Origin of the sequence: Rhizobium sophoriradicis (assembly GCF_003939025.1) — a bacterium.
GTDB lineage: Bacteria > Pseudomonadota > Alphaproteobacteria > Rhizobiales > Rhizobiaceae > Rhizobium > Rhizobium sophoriradicis.
This window is the reverse complement of record NZ_RQIH01000012.1, coordinates 168,820-187,913: the sequence shown is the minus strand read 5'-3', so window position 1 is coordinate 187,913 and position 19,094 is coordinate 168,820. Positions and strand designations below refer to the sequence as shown.

The following is a 19,094-nucleotide window of genomic DNA, read 5'->3' as shown; positions in this document are numbered from 1 at the left end:
GCCGTCACCCGAGCTTCGATGCGAGTGTTGGCGGGCGAAGATCGATCTGGTTCTTCATCATCCTGGCGACCGCAGGGCGATGGCTGACGACGATCAGCGTTCGGCCGGCATCTTCCTTGATTGCCGAAAACACCCGCATCTCGGTATTTTCATCGAGCGCGCTGGTGGCCTCGTCCAGGAGCAGGATCTGCGGCCGGCCGGCCAGCGCGCGCGCCAGGCCGATGCGCTGGCGCTGTCCGCCTGAAAGCCGCACCGCCTCGTCGCCCAGCCATTCGTCGAAGCCTTCCGGCAGATTTTCGATGAATTCCGTGGCGCAGGCGACATCGGCGGCCCACCTGACGTCCTCATCGGAGATATCGCGGCGGAAGCGGATGTTGTCGAAGACCGTGCCTTCCATCAGTTCGACATCCTGGCCCGAGACCGAGAGCAGGTGCAGCCAGCTCGCGCGGTCGACATCGGCCAGGTCCCTGCCGTCGATCGTGATCCTGCCTCGCGTCGGCCGGGTAAGATCGAGGATCATATTCAGGATTGTCGTTTTGCCGGAGCCGCTTGGCCCGGTCAGAGCCGTCGTTTCGCCTGCCTTGATGGAGAAGTTTAGGTTTTGAACGGCCGGCGCGTTCGCCTGCTCATAGGTGAAGGAGACGTCGTGGAAGACGATGGCTTCCGCCAGGCGAGTGACCGGCAGGCCTTTGGCGGCCTGCTTGGCGTCGTCCTTTTCGGAAAGCAGCGCCAGCACGTTCTGCAGCGACGCTTCCATCTCGTAAAGGCGCAGGATCTGGGAGTCGAATCCCTTGATATGCGGCTGAAGCCTGTAAAGAAGGATGGTGGCCGAAAGCGCTGCCTTGAAATCCACCGGCAGGAATTCCGAGAACAGGATGATCGTCAGGATGACGCCGAAGGTCAGGATTTCGCTTAGCAGGGAGGTCACCGCTCCCATCCAGTCCGAGTGGCGCCAGGTCCGGCCGACTTCGCTGGAAAGTGTCGCGAAGAGCTGCTGGTGGCGCTGTTCGAGGCCGAAGCTTTTGACCGCCTTCAAGGTCTGCAGCGTGGTCCAGCTCAGCTGCGTCAAGGCTTCGACGGCGGCCAGCGCCGAAGCGCCGAGGCGTCGATAGGCGCCGGCAAAGAACCCCAAGGCGAAGTTATGGATGAAGCCGAAGGCTAGCCCAAGCAAGGCGATCGGCCAGGCCATGACAAGCATGCCGATTCCGAAGATGACGATCGTGCCGAAATTGACACCCAGACGCACCAGGCTCGCATGTGCCGAGGATACCGCATAGGCTTCGGTGGCGATTACATTGATCAGATCGCTGCGCTCATAGTGCTGAAAGCGCTGGAACGGGATGGTCAGGATCTTGGCGTAGAGACGGTCGCGCATGCGATCGCTGATCTTGTGGTTGATCGCGCTTGTGATCAGCGAATTGACGAATCCGAGAAGAATGCGCAGCAGAATGGAGGCGATAAGGATGCCGATCAGCACGGGTTTGGAAAGACTGAGATCGACGCCGCCGAAAAACGCCGGAAGCCCGGCAGCGGCGGAGCCGGAAGCTGCGCCCTGCTGGCCGAGAACAAAGACGAGGCTCACCAGAAAGGTGATGCCGACCATCTCCGAAAATCCGGTGAGAATGCCGAGGATGATCATTACCGTCATCTTCAGCCGCAGCGCCGGCACGAGCTGCAGAAGCTCGCGGTAGCGGGCCGCGATGACCATGTTGTAGGCGCCGCCCGGCCGGGAGGCGGATGTCCGGAACCTATTCATTGTCGGCCATCCGCGACGATATCGGGCTGAGCACGCCGCCCAAACGGCATGAAACGATCGCTGAACCGCGTGCCGGCCTCAGGAACGGCGGCACCCGCAAAGTGGGTTTTCGATCGGGCCGAAGGCTTTCGCAGGATCTGTCTTGCAATGCGCAGGCCGTGGCGTTTCGCCAGACGAAAGCTCTGCCGCAGGCCATGGACGATCAGCTGCGGGCCACATTGCATCATCATCGGCGCCAGCTTCTTGATCTGGAGATAGTCGCGGTTCGCAAGGGCCTTGTTGAAATACCAGTGCGTCGTGTTGAATTTGGCGGTCTCGATATCGCGCCTCAGATGCGGGTAGCGCTCGATGATCGGCGCCATCACCAGGGCGTGGGATTTCAGCATTCGATAGGCGTTGCTCGACATGTTTCCCCGGGTGAAGCGATAACCGGTGAGGAAATCGGGAACCAGCGCAAAGGGCAGGCGCTCGGCCAAGGCGAGATATAGCTTCAGATCCTCGCAGCCCTCGGCGCCGCTGTCGCGCAGCCCGGCGTCGTAGCCGCCGCAGCCCAGAACCTCGGCGCGCGGCATCAGCGGCGTGCTGCCATTGCCGATGAAGTTTTCCCGCAGCAGCGGTTCGAAGATGTTGCCTTCATGCAGGACCGGGCGTGAATGACCGAAAATGACGCCGTCTTCGTCGATCGCCGCATACCAGTTGTAGGCGACGCCGTGGCCGCCGGGAAATTTTTGCAGCGACTGCAGCTGCCGTTCGATCTTCTCGGGATGCCATACGTCGTCGGCATCGATAGGCGCCACATAGGCGCCCCGCGCCTCGCCGATGCCGTGGTTGCGGGCGCGGGCAACGCCGCCATTGGCCTGCCGGAGAACCCGGACACGGCGATCGGTGAGGCTATAGTCGCTCGCAAGCGCGAAGGTGCCGTCCCGCGATCCGTCGTCGACCACAATAATTTCGAGTTTGCCGTAGGATTGGTTCGAGACGCTTTGCAAGGTTTCGAGAAGCGTCTTTTCGGCGTTGTAGGCCGGAATGACGACGGTGATCAGAGGGGTCGCTGCGGTGGTGATGATTGTCATCCGATAATGGCTCCGGGCAGGCCCATCAGTGCGGGGAAGGCTTCAAGCGGTCGGTCGCCGCGGACTTCGAGGCGCGGCAGGCCGAAGACATTGTCGGAAAAGCCGGCTGTTGCGGCGCGTGTGGTGAGGCCGATCGTGTAACCGGCAAGGGAAAGAATGCCCGGCACCCTGAAGTCGGTGGCGCCGTAGGGCAGCGCGATGGAAACCACGGGGCTGCCCAGTCGGCTTTCCAGCGCATGGCGCGACCGCAGGGCTTCGGCGAGCAAGGCGTCGTTCTCCATCGCGGTCGCCGGCGTGTGCGAGGCGAGATGGGAGCCGAAGCTGATGCCTTTCTCTTGCAGTTCCTGCAGATCCGGCCACGCCATCAGCGGCGCCGGCTCGCCGTGGGCACAGTCCCAGTCCGAGCGGCCGCCGACTTTATCGGTGACGACGAAGACGTCGGCGCTGAAGTCATTCTCGGCCAGGATCGGGAAGGCGTTGGTGCGGAAATCGAGATAGGCGTCGTCGAAGGTCAGCATGACCGGCCGGCCCTGGATCGGCTTGCCGCTGCGCCAAAGATTGACAAGCGTAGGCGCTGTCACGGCGTAATAACCGTGCCGCCGCAGGAATTGCATCTGCTTGCGGAACATTTCCGGCGGCGTGCGGAAGCGCCGCAGCGCGGCCGGGCCGTCCTCGGCGATCCGGTGATACATCAGGATGGGGATGGAGGTCGTCACCTCGGTTGCCCATGCGGCCTCGCGCGCGACGCCCGCCGGTCCTGAGATGATGTGCTTTGCCACATCGACTTCCATCGGCGTTCCGTGCGGCTCGACCCGCAGGATGGGATCGGCCGCGGCCGCTTTGCGGAAGCGGTGGATGGCATAAAGCTCGGTGTCGATCGTCTCGTCGAGGGCAAGCCCGGCCTGTTCGGCCAGAACCCGTTTGATCGTCCCGACCCCGAAGGGATGGCCCCAATCGAAGCCGGTTCGTCCGGGCTCGTCCTGGCGCAGATGCGCATGGGCGGTGATCAGACAGCCTCCCGGTCTTAGCGCTGCCGCCATCTTGCGGCAGACACCGGCAAGCATTTCCTCATCCTTCATGTAGTAAAGCACTTCCGAGCAGAGGATGAGATCCTGATCGGGTGGAAGCTCTTGTCCGACGAAGTCGAGAACCCGGAGCTCGACATTGGAGAGATCGCGGCAACGCTTTGCCGCCCTGTCGACCGCCCGCTGCGAAATATCCGTGGCCGTCACCCGGCCGACTGCGCGCGCCAGCTTCTCGGTGAAGATCCCCTCGGCGCAGGCAAGTTCCAGGGCCGATTCGGTCCCCTGCGGGATCAGGCTCAATGTCTGCGCATATTTGACCTGCTCGTAGACCGAGAGGTAATTCCACGGATCCGGGCGTTCGAAAATCTGCTCCCAATAGTCTTCTGGCGACTGAGCCTGGGGAGGCCGCTCTTCCTTCGCCGGGGCCGCGGCCGCAGCACGTCGCGCCGGCGGCAGGTCGCCTTCGAGATCGCGCAGGATATTGGACAGGCGGGCGTCATTATCCTGTCCGTCGCCCGGCGCCCGGGCCAGGACGGCATTGCGGCCGGTCCGCGCCAGCAGCCGTTCGAGCCGCCCGCGCCGCCGGCCGCTGCGGATGATGAGGCCGCCGAAGGCTCGGTAGCCGCGCAGCGCCTCCCTTGTCCAGGCGGCGGCATAAGCAAGGGCGGGCTGCCGCTCGAGATGTTCTCCGGCTTGCATCTCCTGCAGGATCAGCCGGATCTGCGCCCGGATCGACAGATCGCCCCAGAGCGGCCCGACGAAGGTGCCGACATGCTCGTCGCCGGAAAAGCCGTGCATGATCAGCGTATCGGCCTGTTCGGCCCTGGCGACCCTGGAAAGCGCGCCGAGTTCGACGCTCACCACCTGGATCGTGCCGAGCGTGAAGGATCGCCGCAGGTTGCCGGCGGATAACTGCCAGGCGGCGGCTTCGAGGATCTTGCGGCCGGTGCCGGGGAGGGAATGCCGCTGGATCAGTTGGACGAGCAGATGGAAAGTCGGCCACCATTGCTCGGGCGCATCGATGAGATCGTCTGCCCGGTCGGGGAGGAGGCCGGTCTGCAGGCCGTGCAGGATCACGCCGGCAAAAAAGCTTTCATAGCCTGCGGCATCCGGGATGTCCGGCAGCAGTGCGGCGAGGGCCGCTATATCCAGGTTCGGATCGTGCTTGGCCGCGACGACCCAGACGAGCATGCGCAATCGGCTGACGGCCGGCGTGATCCAGCCGGTCTCCGGCCCCTCGGCCGGCAAGCCGTGCTGCAGGCGCAGCGCCTCGGCCTTCGTCGTCACGCAAATGGCGTCACGCACCAGTTTCACCGGATCGCCGGAAAGCGAGCCCGGCTTCATGCGATAGAAGGCCAGGCAGGCGTCGACACGGCGAAATTCTGCGCCTGCAAAGGCCATGCGCAGCCAGAGATCCCATTCCTCGCAGGTCTGCAGGCGCTCATCCATGCCGCCGACCCGCTCGAAGAGGCTTTTGGGAAAGACCACCGTATGAATGGCGAGCGCACAGAAGGACGAGAATTCGCGCCTGGCGGCATCGCCGGCGAGCACCGGCGCCTGTTCCACCGGCATCAGCCGGCCGTCCGGGGCGACCCGGCGGTAGGAGCAATAGGCAATGGCGAGTGGCGATCTATCCTCCGCCAGCGGCAGCATGGTTTCGATGAAGGCCGGATCCAGCCAGTCGTCGGCATCGAGCATGCAGAGCAGGGGGGCTGCGGCCAGGCGGGCGGCATGGTTTCTGGCCGCCGCGGCGCCGGCATTGGCCTGGCGGGCGGCGACAATGCGGCTGTCGGCTGCGGCAATTACCTCGAGCAGCTCCCAGGTGCGATCGCTCGAACCGTCGTCGACCACCACCGCCTGCCAGTTCGATTTCGTCTGCCGCTGCAGGCTGGCCAGCGCTTCGGCAAGCGTGTCCTCGGCGTTATAAGCAGGAATGAGGAAGGAAATTTCGGGCGCCACAACTGTCACCATGTGCGCATCTTCCAGCGGCGCAGGACGTAGAGCGCGCCGCTGACGCTGCCGAGCATCTCCTGCTTCAGGAAGAAATCATGCGAGGTGGCACCCTTGCGCAGGCGTTTGCGCAACCTGCCGGCGAAGTATTTCGGGAAGGAGATGAGGATGCGCCGAAGGTTGCCGCCGTTGCCGGTGTTCTGATACTGCACCAGCAGCGCGGCGATATGGCCGCTCATATATTGCCGGATCTGCCTGGCCAGCCCCTGCATATCCTTACGATGAAAGTGCCAGGAAACCGCGGTCGGCTCGTAGCGGCAGACATGGCCGTGATGCAGCAGCCGGTTCCAATATTCGGAGTCGCCCGAACAGCCGGCCGCCCCCATATCGAGGCGGACGTCGAACAGGCCGATCTCGTCGAACACATTGCGGCGGAAAGCCTGGCTCGCGCCGGCGCCGATCGTCCAGACCGGCGCGCCGTATCGCCTGTGACTGTCGTAGAAATCCCGGCCGAAATCCTGCCTGATGTAACCGCGGCCGAAACCCCAGTGTTTTTCGAAGATGAACTGCGCCGGCGTTGCGAGTTCTCCGGGCAGGATCAGCCCGGTGACGCAGCCGATTTCCGGCCGGTCGAACGCCTTCATCAGGTTCTCCAGCCATCGCTGGTGGAGAACGACGTCGTCATCGGTAAAGGCGACGAATTCGGTTTTCGCCGCGCGGATGGCGGCATTGCGGGCAAAATCCAGCCCGACCCGGTCTTCGCGCACATAGGTGGCGCCTGCTTCTTCAACCACCCGGCGGGTCGCGTCGCCTGAAGAGGCATTGTCGACCACGATGATCTCGGCCGGCGTCAGCGACTGCTCGGGGATCGAGGCGAGGCACCGGCGCAGCTCTTCCGGCCGGTCCTTGGTGCAGATCAGAATGCTGACGTCGCGATTTTGAAGAGCCGTCTGCGCGACCTGACGCGCATGCGCGAGCGTATCCGGCCGCACGACACGCCCGGCAAGCTCGGCCGCGGCCTCGGGCCTGTCGACATAGGCCTGTCCGACGGGCAGGCCGTCGGCGAGAAAAACCACGAGCCCGGCCGAGATCGGCGCCGCGTCGGCATCCGGCTGATGCGAGGCGAGATCGAGATAGTGAATCGGTACGGGAAAATTGACAGTCGCCAGATCGGACGGAATGATTTCCTGCATCGTTACTCTCTCAACGCATCACGAGCACAGGCCGGCGCAAAGCCGCGCCCGGAATGCGGGAAGGGGCTTGAAATCCGGGTGGCTATTACGCCGCCCCCACTTTTATCTTTTCTCTGAACCAGTCGAGCGTCATCGCCACGCCCTGTTCGTAGCTGACCTTGCAGGACCACTCGGGCATGACGGCGTAGGCTCTCGTCAGGTCCGGCCGCCTGTTGGTGGGATCCTGCGGCGGCGATGGCTCGAAGACGATCGGCACGCCGCCGACCAGCTTGGAAACATATTTCGCGACTTCGAGAACGGTAATCTCGCGGTCGTTGCCGATATTCAGCGGCCCCTTGTAGTCGGTTTCGTTGATCCAGAAATAACGGGCGAAACCGTCGACGATGTCATCGACATAGCCCCAGCTGCGCGACTGCTTGCCGTCGCCGAACACGGTGATCGGGCGGCCCGAAAGCGCCTGGGTGACGAAGTTGGAGACGGCGCGGCCGTCGTCGGGCCGGGTGCGGGGACCATAAATATTGAAGGGGCGGATGACCTTGACGTTCAGCCCCTTGGTGCGCTGCATCTCGAACAGCAGCGCTTCCGTGCATCTCTTGCTCTCGTCATAGGACGAGCGCGGCCCGGTACAGTCGACCTGACCCTTGTAGGATTCCGGCTGCGGCGACACCAGAGGGTCTCCGTAGATTTCCGAGGAGGAGGTGTAACCGAAACGCCCGCCCTTCTTCAAAAGGTCGAGAAGCCGGAAGGCGCCGAGCAGGTTCGCCGAAATCGTCCGCTTCGGTTCCTTCATGTACCAGGGCGGCGAGGCCGGCGAGGCGAGATGGTAGATCTCGTCGAATTTCTCCGAGGTCTGCAGCGTCTCGACGTCCGATTTCACGAAGTGAAAGCGGGGATCCCTGATGTGCGAAATATTCTCGAAAAGTCCTGTCCAGAGATTATCAACAACGACGAGCTTCTGAACGTCATTTCGAAGCAAAAGCCGATCGCATAGATGCGAACCGATGAACCCTGCTCCGCCAGATATCAATACGTTTTTCACTGGATTGGGCCTCTTGACTTAAGAAAAGGTGAGTATTCATTAGCATCACCTTCAAGAACTGGCAATTACCTCGAAGAATTCTAAAAAAATACTCGCCTATTAATCTTAATTGTTAATTCCCATTACCCTGGGTAGTATTATCCCTGTTGGGAGACAGGGCAGCGACCCTGGGTATATACGTGTTGCCGCCCCTCGATTTTCGCAGTGTATTTGGCGAGATTATGGCCCTGTTGCACCGCAGCATATTCTTCACGGCAAATCTCTATCACACCGTCGAAGGCGCGCATCGGGCTAAAGTCCGACCCTCAATCGGATAGCGGATCGGTTCGAATGGACGCAGGATCCGGCAGCCAGCCTGCTCCCGCGTCCGTGACGCTGTTTTCGGTCAATCGGCCGCAAGCGCCGTCAATACCCGATAGGCCGCGGCAACCCGGTCCTCATTGGGATAGTTTTTGTTGGCCAGGATAACGATACCGAGCCGCTCGCTGGGGATGAAGGCGACATAGGCGCCGAAGCCGTTGGTCGAGCCGGTCTTGTTGATCCAAACATCGCCACGCGGTTTCATCGGCGGTTGCAGCGCAGCGACAGGGATGGTCTTCAGCATCGCCGCTGAATTGCCCTCGATCAGGCTCTGCAGGGTGGCGGGATAGGCATATTGCTCCCAGATCAGATCCTGGGTCATCGCCCCGACGCTGAAATAGCCGGTGTGGGTCTTGTCGATCGCCTGCTGCAGTTTCCCGTCGAGCTTGGCCAGGCCGATATTGGCGCCGACGAAGCGGATCATGTCGCCGGCGGTCGACCGTACGCCATAGGCTTCGGCAGACAGCAGCCCCGGCGTCAGCCGGGCCGGCTCGCCGCTACGCTTATAGCCCTGGGCGTAATCGCCCTGCCGCGACTTCGGCACTGTCAGATAGGTGCTGGTCAATCCCAGCGCGGGAAACAGCCGGCTCTCCATCAGATCGGCGAAATCGCCACGCATGGCTTTTGCGGTGATGAAGCCGAGCATGCCGATGCTCGGATTGGCGTAGCTGCGCTGGGTTCCCGCCGGGTAGGAGGGGCGCCAGGCGGCCAGAAACTCCATCAGCTCGCCTTCGCTTTTGATCTCGTCGGGCACCTGCAGCGGAAAGCCGCCGGCCGTATGGGTGGCGAGATCGATCAGGGCGATATCGCCGAACGGTCTTCCCTGCATGGCGGGAAGATGTTTGGCCACCGGGTCGGACAAAGAGAGGTCTCCCGTCGCTTCGGCGTAGGAGGCGAGCGTCGCGGTGAAGGTCTTGCTGATTGAGCCGAGTTCGAAGAGCGTGGTCGGCGCCACCGGTCTATCCGTCTCCTTCGATTCGACGCCATAGGTGAAGACGAGATCCTGGCCATCGACGGTGATGCCGACGGCCACTCCGGGGATGGCGTATTTTTCCATGATCGGCTTGATCGCCGCATCCGCGATCGCTCTCACATCAGCCTCGTCGGCTGCAAAGCCGCCTCCGCAGCCGCATACCGAGATCACAGCGGCCGAGCAAATTTTTATGCCAAGGTTTCTCACAGTCATCCTCCAAATCGCCAGGGGGTCGCATGCGAGCGCAAACGCGCCCGAATAGGCGTCTAGCGGCGCTGTTTTCCAACGACAAACGATGATATCTCGCAGCAGCTGCAAGAATTTCTAGGGCTTGATAGACAATCCAATGGTTCGCCCATTCCTCCCGCTGAACGGCCTCAGGGCCTTCGAAGCCTCGGCACGGCATCTGAGTTTCACCCGCGCCGCAATCGAGCTCTGCGTCACCCAGGCGGCCGTCAGCCAGCAGGTCAAGGGCTTGGAGAGGCGGTTGGGCGTGGCGCTGTTCCAGCGCCTGCCCCGCGGCTTGAAGATCACCGCGGAGGGCGAAGCGCTGCTGCCGACGGTGACCGCCTCCTTCGACCAGATGGCGACGACGCTCGACCGGATCGAGGCCGGGCAGGTGCGCGAGCTCTTGTTCCTCGGCGTCGTCGGCACCTTCGCCGTCGGCTGGTTGCTGCCGCGGCTTGCGGATTTCCAGCGCCGACATCCCTTCATCGATGTTCGGGTTTCGACCAACAACAACCGCGTCGATCCCGCCGCTGAGGGCTTGGATTTTGCCATCCGCTTCGGCAGCGGCTCGTGGCACGGCACCGAGGCGCAACGCCTGTTCGAGGCGCCGCTCTCGGCGCTCTGCATCCCCACACTGGCAGAGGATCTGCGGTCGCCGGCAGACCTTGCCGGCGCAACTTTGCTGCGCAGCTACCGCACGGATGAATGGAGCACCTGGTTTGCCGCCGCCGGCGTGCCGCCGACCGCCCAGGTCAATGCCGGCATCGTCTTCGATTCCTCGGTCGGCATGATGGAGGCCGCGCTCCAGGGGCTTGGCGTGGCGCTGGCGCCGCCAATGATGTTTTCACGGCACCTCTGCTCGGGTGCGATCGTGCAGCCTTTCGCCACCGCAATCTCGCTCGGGAGCTACTGGCTGACGCGGCTGCAGTCACGGCCGGTCACGTCAGCCATGCGCGCCTTTTCCGATTGGATCTTTGCGCAAGCGTGATGTCCGGGGTGCCCGCGCAGAGCTCGCCGCAGCCCCGCATCCGCCTGCCGGCACCTTCTCCCGTAAACGGGGCCAAGGGGATATCCGCGCCCTCTCGGTTCCCACCCACTCCGCGCAGGGCACGTTCCCTCTCCCCGTCAGAACGGGGAGAGGGTTAGGGTAAGGGCAGCGGTTGACGCTAACCGGCATCACTTCTGAATGCAGGTGTCGACCGTGTCCTTTGTGCATTCGTCAAGTCCGGTGAAGACAGGATCCTCGACCGGCTTGCCGGCGATCAGGTCCATCATCACCGTCGGCGCCTTGTAGCCCATTTCGAACGGCCGCTGGCCGACCAGCGCGGTCACCAGGCCTTCCTTGGCGATCGCCACTTCCTCGCCGATCGTGTCAGCGGCGCCGATGACGAACTCGTTCTTGGCGATCTTGTCAGCCATCGGCTTGAACAGGTCGCGATAGGGCTGCGGGGCGCCGAACAGCGGCCAGCCGCCCATGATGCCGAAAGCGTCGAGATCGGGATTGGCGGCGAGGATGTCGGTCATCGCCTGCACGCCCTTGGCGCCGTCGTCATTGGTAAAGACCGGGCAGCCGGCCACCTCCGTCCAGCCGCCTTCGCCCTTCAGGGCGGCGAGCCCCTTCTGGCCGCTCAGCGTATCGCGCATGCCCTGAGCGCGCCGAAGGATGTTGTCGGCGCCGGGATTGCCCTGGATGGTGCAGATCTTGCCGCCGTTCGGCTTGGCCTTCTTGATATATTCGCCGATCCGCGCCCCCATCAGGTAATTGTCGGTGCCGAGATAGGTCTTGCGCAGAGCCGAATCTTCCGCCGCAAGATCGGCATCGAGCGTCATCACAGGCACGCTCGGATTGGCCGTCTTCAGCGTCTGGGCGATCAGCTTGGCGTTGGAGGGCGAGATGGCGATGGCCGCCGTATCGGCCTTGCCGAGCATATCCTGAACGATCTGCGCCTCGCCGGCCTCATCCGAGGTCGATGCCGGACCGGTATAGAAGCACTCATATTCGGCCGAGGCGTTTTCCTTGTTCCACTTCTGGCAACCCTGGTTGATCGCCTCGAAGAACGGGTTGTCGAGGCCCTTGACGACGATGACGAGCTGCTTCTTGGCGGCCATGGCCTGCCCGGCCGCGAGCGCCAGGACTGCAGCAGCAGCCAGCAATAATGCCTTCCTCATAACTTCCTCCCTTTTGAAAAGACGGGCACATCGCCCGCGCTGTTATCAACCGGGATACCAGACGATCCGAGGCTCCTCCCTTGAACGCCGGTATTCCCAGGCTGAATCGATGAGTTTTTCCAAATCATAGACGGGGCGCCAGTCCAGCAGGAACTTCGCCTTGCTGTTGTCCATCCAGTTCGAGTGAAATTCACTGGCGATGTCGACGGATCCGAGCCCGCGCGTGCGGGCGAGATAGGCGGCCACCTCGCCGTAATCGACCGGCTGATCCATCGCGATATTGAAGAGCTCTCCCCGGGCGCGCGGATTGTCGAGCGCCGCCAGGATCGCCGAGACGAGATCGTCGACATGGACGAAATTGCGCTTCAGCGGCCGCCCGTCGGCATCGCGCAGCAGCGGTACCGTGCCGTCGCGGGCATAGCGTTCGGCATCGGCCGGCGGCACCAGCCTTTTCCAGTCGGGCCCGCCGAAAACGTCGTCGCCGAAGGAGAGCGTATATTTGAAATCGTCTTTCTCCATGATCCAGGGCGCGCGCAAGCAGCAGCTGTTGATGCCGTATTGGATGGCGAACTGCTCGAGCATCACCTCTTCCAGCACCTTGGAGAGTGCGTAGCAGCCGGGATAAGCGCGATGCGGCGTCTTTTCGGTCACCGGCCCGTCATGGCGGTAGAAGAAATGGCCGATGCCGGCATCGCCGCCGATCAGGATGAACTGCTGCGCCGTCGGGCTGGAGCGGAAGGCCTCGAGCAGCCAGAACAGCCCCTTGACCGTCACGTTGATCACCTCGTCCGGCGTCTCCTTGCAGGTGGCGAGGTGCAGCACATGGGTGACGCCCTCCATCGCCGCCGCCACGACGGCGCTGTCGGCGATCGAGCCCTTGACCACAGACAAACGGTCGGTCTCTTCGAGCGCGCGATTGTGACAAAGCGCGCGGATGTGTGCTTTGGAAAATCTCGGCTCGTCAAGCAGCCCAGTTATGAAGCGCCGCCCGACCTTGCCCGTAGCCCCGGTGACAAGGATCAGCATGCTCTCTCTCCCAGCAACAGCTAATATCCACCCGTTTCCGGCGTCAATCAGTATTTGCGCGGCGAAGTAGATTTTTGCAGCGGCGGGCCGTTCACACGGACAATTGATTGACGGCTCTCCAAGCATTTGCGTAAATGAACATAATCGCTTTGCCGGGAGGAGATCGGCAATAGCGGGATTGCAGGCGCCAGGCGGGCAACCGCGGTGATGGCGAGCCTGCAGCTTGCGGGGAGGATGGTCGGCTGGCAGCGGTTCTCGAACTCACCAATATCTCGAAACATTTCGGCGCCATCCAGGCGGTCAACGACGTGTCGTTTGCGCTCGAAGCCGGCCAGGTCGTCGGCCTGATGGGCGATAACGGCGCCGGAAAAAGCACGCTGGTCAAGATGATCGCCGGCAATTTCCGGCCAAGCGAAGGCACGATGCGACTCGAGGGCAGGGAGATCGTCATGCACCGCCCGGTCGAGGCGCGCCAGCACGGCATCGAGATCGTCCATCAGGATCTGGCGCTCTGCAACAATCTGACCGCAGCCGCCAACGTCTTCCTCGGCCGCGAGCTCAGGCGCGGCATCGGCCCCCTGAAGATCCTCGATTACAAGACGATGTACCGCCGCGCCGGCGAGATCTTCAAGGAGCTGAAATCGGAAACCCGCCCGCGCGATCTCGTCAAGCAAATGTCGGGCGGCCAGCGGCAGGCGGTGGCGATCGCCCGCACCATGCTGTCGGAGGCGAAGATCGTGCTGATGGACGAGCCGACCGCGGCCATTTCGGTGCGCCAGGTGGCCGAAGTCCTCAACCTGATCCGCGAGTTGCGCGGCCGCGGCATCGCTGTCGTCCTCATCAGCCACCGCATGCCCGACGTTTTCACCGTCGCCGACCGGGTGATCGTCATGCGCCGCGGCCGCAAGGTCGCCGACAAAGCGATCGCGGCAAGTTCGCCGGAGGAAGTGACGGGTCTTATAACAGGCGCCATCGAACAAGTCTGATCGGCGCAGCTTGGTTCACGGCAGAAAAGAAGGTCAACGATGGCAGTCACCCTCGACCAGACAATTGCACAGAGAGAGCGAAGCCGGCTGTCGGAGTTCGTCGGCAGTCAGACCTTCTGGGTGCTGATCGCCGTCATTCTCGCCTGCCTCTTCCTCTCGGTGGCCACCGATTCCTTCGCGACGGCGAAGAACCTCTACAATATCACCCGCAATGTCACCTTCGTCGCCATCATCGCGCTCGGCATGACGCTCGTCATCATCACCGGCGGCATCGATCTGTCGGTCGGCTCCGTCCTCTGCCTCTGCAGCATGGTGCTGGCGGTCACCATGCATGCCGGCTACGGCATCGAGATCGGCATCGCGGCGGCGATCGGCACGGCGCTTCTCGTCGGCGCCTTCAACGGCGTGATGATCGCCTATCTTGATTTTCCGCCTTTCGTGGTGACGCTCGGCATGCTGTCGGTGGCGCGCAGCCTCGCCATGGTCGCCTCCAACAACACCGTCGTCTTCCAGTTCGGCCCCGACCACGACAAGCTCTTGGCGCTCGGCGGCGGCGCCTGGTTTCTCGGCATCGCCAACCCGGTCCTCTATATGGTCATCCTGGCGCTCTTGACCGGCTTCGTGCTGCGCTGGACGCGCTTCGGCCGCTATGTCTTCGCCATCGGCGGCAATGAGCATGCCGCCACACTCACCGGCGTGCCCGTGCGCAGCATCAAGGTCGCCGTCTATATGATCTCGGCGCTTTCGGCCGGCATTGCCGGCATCGTCCAGACCGGCTGGCTCGGCGCCGTCACTACCAATATCGGCGCCGGCATGGAGCTGCAGGTCATCGCCGCCGCCGTCATCGGCGGCGCCAATTTGGCCGGCGGCATCGGTACCGCCTTCGGCGCGCTGGTGGGCGCCGCGTTGATCGAGGTGATCCGCAACAGCCTCGGCCTGCTCGGCATCAACGCCTTCTGGCAGGGCACGTTTATCGGCGGGGCGATCGTGCTGGCGGTGCTGTTCGACCGGATCCGCAATTTCAGGCAGAGCGAGTAGGCGCATCTCGACAAGCCTTTGCCCGTCCGGCGGCGAACAGGGACGCCGGACAGGCAAGCAAGCGAGTCTGAACGCTTACACTTCGATGATGTAGACGATCGTCAGAGCATCAGGATCGACGATGACGATCCGGCCGTCTGCAAGAATGAAGAACTGGTAGCCTTCATACTGCGGAACAATCTTCACGACGCGGGGCGGCAGCCGTTCAAGCCGGACCTTCTTCGGGATCGTCGTTCCGATGGAGACGGTGAAATCCACGTCCTTCACCGGCGCAACATTGACCTCCTTCACCACCGTTCGAATTTCGGTCTGCTGCTCGACGGAGATGTTGACGGTGGTTGCGGAAGAGCTCTTGTTTGTCGTCGTCGCGTTCTGGTCGGTCGAACCCTTGGCCGCATCGCCGCTTTGTGTGGTGGTGCCGCTGCCGGTGCCCTCTGCAGGCGTGGCGTTCTGCGTGCTGCTCTTCGTGCTGTCGGTGCTGCCGGACTGGGCTGCGGGCTTCTGTTCGGTCGTGGCACCGCCGCTGGCGTCCTGTGATCCGGGCTTGGTTTCTGTAGAGGCCCTGCCGGAGGCACTTGCGCTCGTCGAAGACTTGTCGGTCGCAGGCTGCTCAGCGCTCTTCTGCGTATCGGAGCCTTGGCCGGATTGCTGCTGCGTTGACTGGCCCGGGCAGGCTCCCGAGGCGTCGGGGACGCAGTCGGCGCCGGCAGCGCCGGTGCCGGATTGCGCCCCGGTAGCGCCGGAGCCGGATTGCGCTCCGGCATCCGTTCCAGCTGGCGAACTGGGCTGGGCCTGGCTGCCGGTGTTGGTGCCCTGCTGGGCAGCGACCGGCAATGTCGCAAGCGGCGATACGCCAAGTGACAGCGCTGCCACGAGCATGGTGAGACGGTTGCTCTTCATCATCAATCTCCGAGGTTCGGTTCGACACGCGATCCCGCGCGCATTCTCATGCGTCGCATGCGTGCCCTGATTGTTGGGATGGCGGCTCTGGCCGCCGTTGGTCACTCGATGACTTGGATAACCTTCCGGGAGGAGGGTTCGACGATCACACGCTGATCGTTGACGATCGCGTATGCATATTTCGGATCATCAGGCACTGGCGTCACGACGACCGTTTCCGGCAAAGGCTCTCCGACGACAACCTTTTCCACCACGACGCGTTCGGCTGGGGCAGGAGCCTGCTGAACATAGGTCACCACCTGCTGCGGCGGCGGATCGATGACGCTGCCTGCGACACCGCCGACGATGCCACCGACGGCAGCGCCGACCGGGCCGCCGACAATCGCCCCTGTTGCAGCGCCACCGGCCGCACCTGTGACCGTCGACGATTGAGCAAAGGCAGATGTCGACGCCAAGAGAAGGCCGGCGGCAATTCCTACTACTTTGATATTCATCAGTTTCCTCCTGTTGATACGGCTTGCACCGCTGGTGGGCCAAACCGTCGGACGGAGGAAGTGTTCCTGCGCTGGGACTTCAGACGGGGGCACCCGGGACCTTGGTCCTACCCGGCCCGACAGCCGTTCACCCCTGCATGGGAAAGCGGCTCAGCATCCGATCGTGGACATTTTCCCAGCCGACGATCATTGCTGCGATGGAGATCGCTTTTTCGCGGTCTTCGATCTTGGATATAAAGCCTTCGAGCAGCACTACCGGCCCGAGCATCCTGATCTCGATGGCAGAGCTGTCGATATCAGGATCGGCCGAAAGCGCGGCTTCGATCGTTGCGATGGTCGATGCCGAACTGTGGCCTTCCGAGCAGCGCTCTTCGTGATTGGCGGGACCGAATTTCATAACCTCCTCCTGTTCCGCCCCTCCCGCGGATATTCACATTGCCTCACATAGATATGAGAGCGGATCCCGAGGACGACCAGTCCGACTTAGGTCCCGCTTCCCCTCGCGGGCATCTGAGTTAAATTCTGCCCGTCCTTGTTGAAAGGGCATCAGGGAGGATTCGTCGTTGTTGCTGAGCTCCGCTCAGACCCTTCCTCATAAAGTATTGATCCATCTCGGGCGGTGGAGGTGCATGGCAAGCGAGAAGGTTTCCGGGAGACAAGGAGAGTATTTGCAATGCAAACGGCTGGTATCGTGGATTGGCATCGAAGCGAAGACTTCGTTCCTCTCATGCTTGTGATGGGAGGGCGGGAAAAACACAGACGGGTCCGGTCGCTCAGCGACGTTGCAGACGCGCTGATTGGCGCCTGGCCGTCGGACGATGGCGAGCAATATATCGCGGCGGTGAAAACATGCCTGGAGGCCATTCAGGGCAATGTCCCGTCCAAGCTAGCCCGTGCCGCACTCATTCGCGCTGCGGAGGAATCTGGAATTTTAGTAATTTCAGTTGTTCACTGAGATTTCCCCAGGCTTCCTGCCAGGCCGTCACAGAACGCCTTCGCCGAAATCAGCAAGTGACGCACCCGGTCTCTTGGCGAGCACGCCACGGCGGCGTCGATCAGCGGCGGGGTCTTCCTCACAGTCCGGCTTGTTGAACTTCTCGCCCGACATCGTACCGCCTAGGCTGCCGGCGGGCGATACCGGATCGACTTCGCCTTTTCCAAGGCCCGGATCGTATCCTCCACGTCGAGGAGGACAGTCGTCTCGATAGAGCTGAGCGCGCCTCCCGCACCGATCGCGAGCGTGACAGCCGCCATCGACACATTGTCGGGCGCCTCCCACAAATTCCATCCGTCATGCTCGCCGAAGGCGTACCAGAACCCGTGGAGCTTTCCGCCGACGGATTCAATGTAGCTCCGCGCCGCCTCGCGGCGATCCTCGGGTTTTTCGATCATGCGCGCCCAGGTCTCGGGCGTGTAGCTGAAGCGCGTGAGATACATGGCCATGGTTTGCCTCCTCCGCCGGATCGATCCAGTAAACGCTCAAGCCGAAGGGAACGCCAGTCATTCGATGGGGGTATAGGGCTTGCCTTTGGAGTGATCAGCCGAGCGTTATGGACGGCAATCGAGACAAGGTTTGGTAATCCCCACCAGGGCCAGAACCGTGAAGAGCAGCATGAAAGAGCTTGCCAGCACGGAACAAGGCATGGCGATCAGGAACTTCGCTCTCGGCCTCGCCAACAGGCGATCATCACCTCCACGAGCGGACCAATAAATTCTGGGGCCGAAATCCTGGCTGAAATCATAACCGTTTTTGCGGTAGAAGATGATCGACCGGATGCACCAATGCCAGCTGTAGGCGCAAAAGCCGCCGGCCGCGCAGAACATGACCCACAGTTCAATCCACTCGTCGGTAACCAATGCCATTCTCCCCACCATCCGACGCCGATGCATGTCGCCCGGAAGTGTGCAGCGGTTCCGGGACAACGACATGCATAAAAACAACGGCCTAAAGCGCCTCGCATGAATCAAATTTCTGATCCGACGCGCTTTAACAGCGGCGCCACCGTCGCATCAAGCCGCTATTGAAGATCAACCAGAGATAGCTATGTTGCGTCGTATAGTCACGACGAATTAGGGCATCTCGAATGTTGCGCAGTGTCATTTCACTCCTCTCCATGCTTGTACTCTCCATTCCCGCCGAACGCGCGCTGGCCCAAGACAATCCAAACATCCAGCTGATTAAGCCCGGCGATCCGGCCATGGCCAAAGCCCATGAGAAATCGATAGGGGAGTTGGACGGCTTCCTCGAGAAACTGCAAAATCCACCGGCGGGAACCGAAAATTACAGCCTCAAGCTTGGTTTCAAGGACAAGGACAAGAGCGTGGTCCTGACCACCGATCAGATGGCGCCGGATGTGGAATTCATGTGGGTCTACCAGATCGAGGCCTCAGGTGATCGTTTCACCGGTCTCCTCGGCGACAGGCCGGAATACATCCACAACATCAAACAAGGGGATCGCGTCGCGTTCGAGAAGGCGGATATCTTCGACTGGCTCTATGTCGAGAATGGGAAAATAAAGGGAAACTACACCGCTTGCCCGCTGTTGTTATCAGGTCCGAAAGAACAGTTGGAGCAATATCGCGAAGTCTACGGTATTGTCTGCGACTGACCGCAAGCCGGCTGGACCAGGCAAAAGAATGCCCCGCCGAAGCGGGGCAATTGAGGGGAAAGGACGGGATCGCTCAGGAAGGAAGAGCGGACGGACCCAAAACTGGGGCCACCTGTGCGATCCCGCGATCATAACGAGGAGCGCTCCGCCAGGTTCCCGTACGCTATCGGACGAAGCGAGGGCATCCTGCGGCCCATACGACCTCACCGAACTAAACTTGCCGCCCGCCGCCATCTCCCTCGAAAGCTTTCTACCTACCGGCTGGTGGAGGGCGA

General features: G+C 62.2%; 19 protein-coding genes and 1 pseudogene. 5 read left to right on the top strand and 15 right to left on the bottom strand.

Features of this window, described 5'->3' with window-relative positions; genetic code table 11:
- Window positions 1–4 precede the first annotated feature (4 nt).
- The 6 genes and pseudogenes from EFR00_RS21170 to ampC form a co-directional block, all read right to left on the bottom strand.
- Entirely contained in the window at window positions 5–1,756 is a 1,752-nt protein-coding gene (locus EFR00_RS21170) for an ABC transporter ATP-binding protein (RefSeq protein ID WP_077989925.1), read from the bottom strand.
- Window positions 1,749–2,829: pseudogene (locus EFR00_RS21165) on the bottom strand (glycosyltransferase family 2 protein). The gene EFR00_RS21170 and the pseudogene EFR00_RS21165 overlap by 8 nt, the downstream one beginning before the upstream one ends.
- Window positions 2,826–5,825, bottom strand: coding sequence for a trifunctional glycosyltransferase/class I SAM-dependent methyltransferase/polysaccharide deacetylase (locus tag EFR00_RS21160; RefSeq protein ID WP_077989926.1), 3,000 nt, complete (start codon window positions 5,823–5,825; stop codon window positions 2,826–2,828). Before EFR00_RS21160 ends, EFR00_RS21165 begins: the two are co-directional and overlap by 4 nt.
- The gene (locus EFR00_RS21155; RefSeq protein WP_077989927.1) at window positions 5,819–6,997 is read right to left on the bottom strand and encodes a glycosyltransferase family 2 protein; all 1,179 of its coding nucleotides are present in this window, start codon (window positions 6,995–6,997) and stop codon (window positions 5,819–5,821) included. Before EFR00_RS21155 ends, EFR00_RS21160 begins: the two co-directional genes overlap by 7 nt.
- Before the next feature lie 85 nt (window positions 6,998–7,082).
- Complete coding sequence (locus EFR00_RS21150) at window positions 7,083–8,036, bottom strand: NAD-dependent epimerase/dehydratase family protein (protein ID WP_038690677.1); 954 nt, start codon at window positions 8,034–8,036, stop codon at window positions 7,083–7,085.
- A 385-nt stretch (window positions 8,037–8,421) separates the two neighbouring features.
- A complete protein-coding gene (gene ampC, locus EFR00_RS21145) occupies window positions 8,422–9,582 on the bottom strand; it encodes a class C beta-lactamase (RefSeq protein ID WP_183738553.1) in 1,161 nt (386 codons plus the stop codon).
- Between the two features lie 133 nt (window positions 9,583–9,715).
- Between ampC and EFR00_RS21140 the strand changes: the two genes are divergently transcribed.
- Complete coding sequence (locus EFR00_RS21140) at window positions 9,716–10,585, top strand: LysR family transcriptional regulator (RefSeq protein WP_077989929.1); 870 nt, start codon at window positions 9,716–9,718, stop codon at window positions 10,583–10,585.
- A gap of 188 nt (window positions 10,586–10,773) precedes the next feature.
- Here EFR00_RS21140 and EFR00_RS21135 read toward each other — a convergent pair whose 3' ends face one another.
- Genes EFR00_RS21135 through EFR00_RS34255 form a run of 3 tightly spaced genes read right to left on the bottom strand, consistent with a single transcriptional unit; the run spans window position 10,774 to window position 13,073 of the window.
- The gene (locus tag EFR00_RS21135) at window positions 10,774–11,766 is read right to left on the bottom strand and encodes a sugar-binding protein (protein ID WP_009996771.1); all 993 of its coding nucleotides are present in this window, start codon (window positions 11,764–11,766) and stop codon (window positions 10,774–10,776) included.
- Between the two features lie 45 nt (window positions 11,767–11,811).
- Window positions 11,812–12,792, bottom strand: coding sequence for an NAD-dependent epimerase/dehydratase family protein (locus tag EFR00_RS21130; protein ID WP_086156338.1), 981 nt, complete (start codon window positions 12,790–12,792; stop codon window positions 11,812–11,814).
- Window positions 12,793–12,839: 47 nt separating this feature from the next.
- Window positions 12,840–13,073 carry a hypothetical protein gene (locus EFR00_RS34255; protein ID WP_406549795.1) on the bottom strand — a complete coding sequence of 78 codons (234 nt, stop codon included), beginning with the start codon at window positions 13,071–13,073 and terminating at the stop codon, window positions 12,840–12,842.
- Window positions 13,074–13,139: 66 nt separating this feature from the next.
- On the opposite strand from EFR00_RS34255, the gene EFR00_RS21125 reads away from it, so the two are divergent.
- Window positions 13,140–13,778, top strand: a complete 639-nt coding sequence (locus EFR00_RS21125; protein ID WP_406549797.1) for an ATP-binding cassette domain-containing protein — start codon at window positions 13,140–13,142, stop codon at window positions 13,776–13,778.
- Window positions 13,779–13,817: 39 nt separating this feature from the next.
- Window positions 13,818–14,816 carry an ABC transporter permease gene (locus tag EFR00_RS21120; protein WP_010049335.1) on the top strand — a complete coding sequence of 333 codons (999 nt, stop codon included), beginning with the start codon at window positions 13,818–13,820 and terminating at the stop codon, window positions 14,814–14,816.
- Between the two features lie 75 nt (window positions 14,817–14,891).
- Here EFR00_RS21120 and EFR00_RS21115 read toward each other — a convergent pair whose 3' ends face one another.
- From EFR00_RS21115 to EFR00_RS21105, 3 genes are all read right to left on the bottom strand, one after another.
- A complete protein-coding gene (locus tag EFR00_RS21115; RefSeq protein WP_077989930.1) occupies window positions 14,892–15,716 on the bottom strand; it encodes a DUF1236 domain-containing protein in 825 nt (274 codons plus the stop codon).
- A 101-nt stretch (window positions 15,717–15,817) separates the two neighbouring features.
- Window positions 15,818–16,210: a DUF1236 domain-containing protein gene (locus EFR00_RS21110; protein ID WP_039621471.1), complete on the bottom strand. Its 393-nt coding sequence runs from the start codon at window positions 16,208–16,210 to the stop codon at window positions 15,818–15,820.
- Between the two features lie 127 nt (window positions 16,211–16,337).
- Window positions 16,338–16,607: a BON domain-containing protein gene (locus EFR00_RS21105; protein WP_077989931.1), complete on the bottom strand. Its 270-nt coding sequence runs from the start codon at window positions 16,605–16,607 to the stop codon at window positions 16,338–16,340.
- 276 nt (window positions 16,608–16,883) lie between these two features.
- Here EFR00_RS21105 and EFR00_RS21100 point away from each other — a divergent pair, with 276 nt between their 5' ends.
- Complete coding sequence (locus EFR00_RS21100; RefSeq protein WP_077989932.1) at window positions 16,884–17,165, top strand: DUF982 domain-containing protein; 282 nt, start codon at window positions 16,884–16,886, stop codon at window positions 17,163–17,165.
- A gap of 27 nt (window positions 17,166–17,192) precedes the next feature.
- On the opposite strand, the gene EFR00_RS33925 is transcribed toward EFR00_RS21100, so the two are convergent.
- The 3 genes from EFR00_RS33925 to EFR00_RS21090 form a co-directional block, all read right to left on the bottom strand.
- Window positions 17,193–17,318, bottom strand: coding sequence for a hypothetical protein (locus EFR00_RS33925; protein WP_281040129.1), 126 nt, complete (start codon window positions 17,316–17,318; stop codon window positions 17,193–17,195).
- Window positions 17,319–17,326: 8 nt separating this feature from the next.
- On the bottom strand, window positions 17,327–17,653 hold the full coding sequence (locus tag EFR00_RS21095; RefSeq protein ID WP_077989933.1) for a GYD domain-containing protein: 327 nt from the start codon (window positions 17,651–17,653) through the stop codon (window positions 17,327–17,329).
- Window positions 17,654–17,758: 105 nt separating this feature from the next.
- Complete coding sequence (locus EFR00_RS21090) at window positions 17,759–18,073, bottom strand: hypothetical protein (RefSeq protein ID WP_225882528.1); 315 nt, start codon at window positions 18,071–18,073, stop codon at window positions 17,759–17,761.
- A 221-nt stretch (window positions 18,074–18,294) separates the two neighbouring features.
- On the opposite strand from EFR00_RS21090, the gene EFR00_RS21085 reads away from it, so the two are divergent.
- On the top strand, window positions 18,295–18,819 hold the full coding sequence (locus EFR00_RS21085; protein ID WP_077989935.1) for a YegJ family protein: 525 nt from the start codon (window positions 18,295–18,297) through the stop codon (window positions 18,817–18,819).
- Window positions 18,820–19,094: the final 275 nt, after the last annotated feature.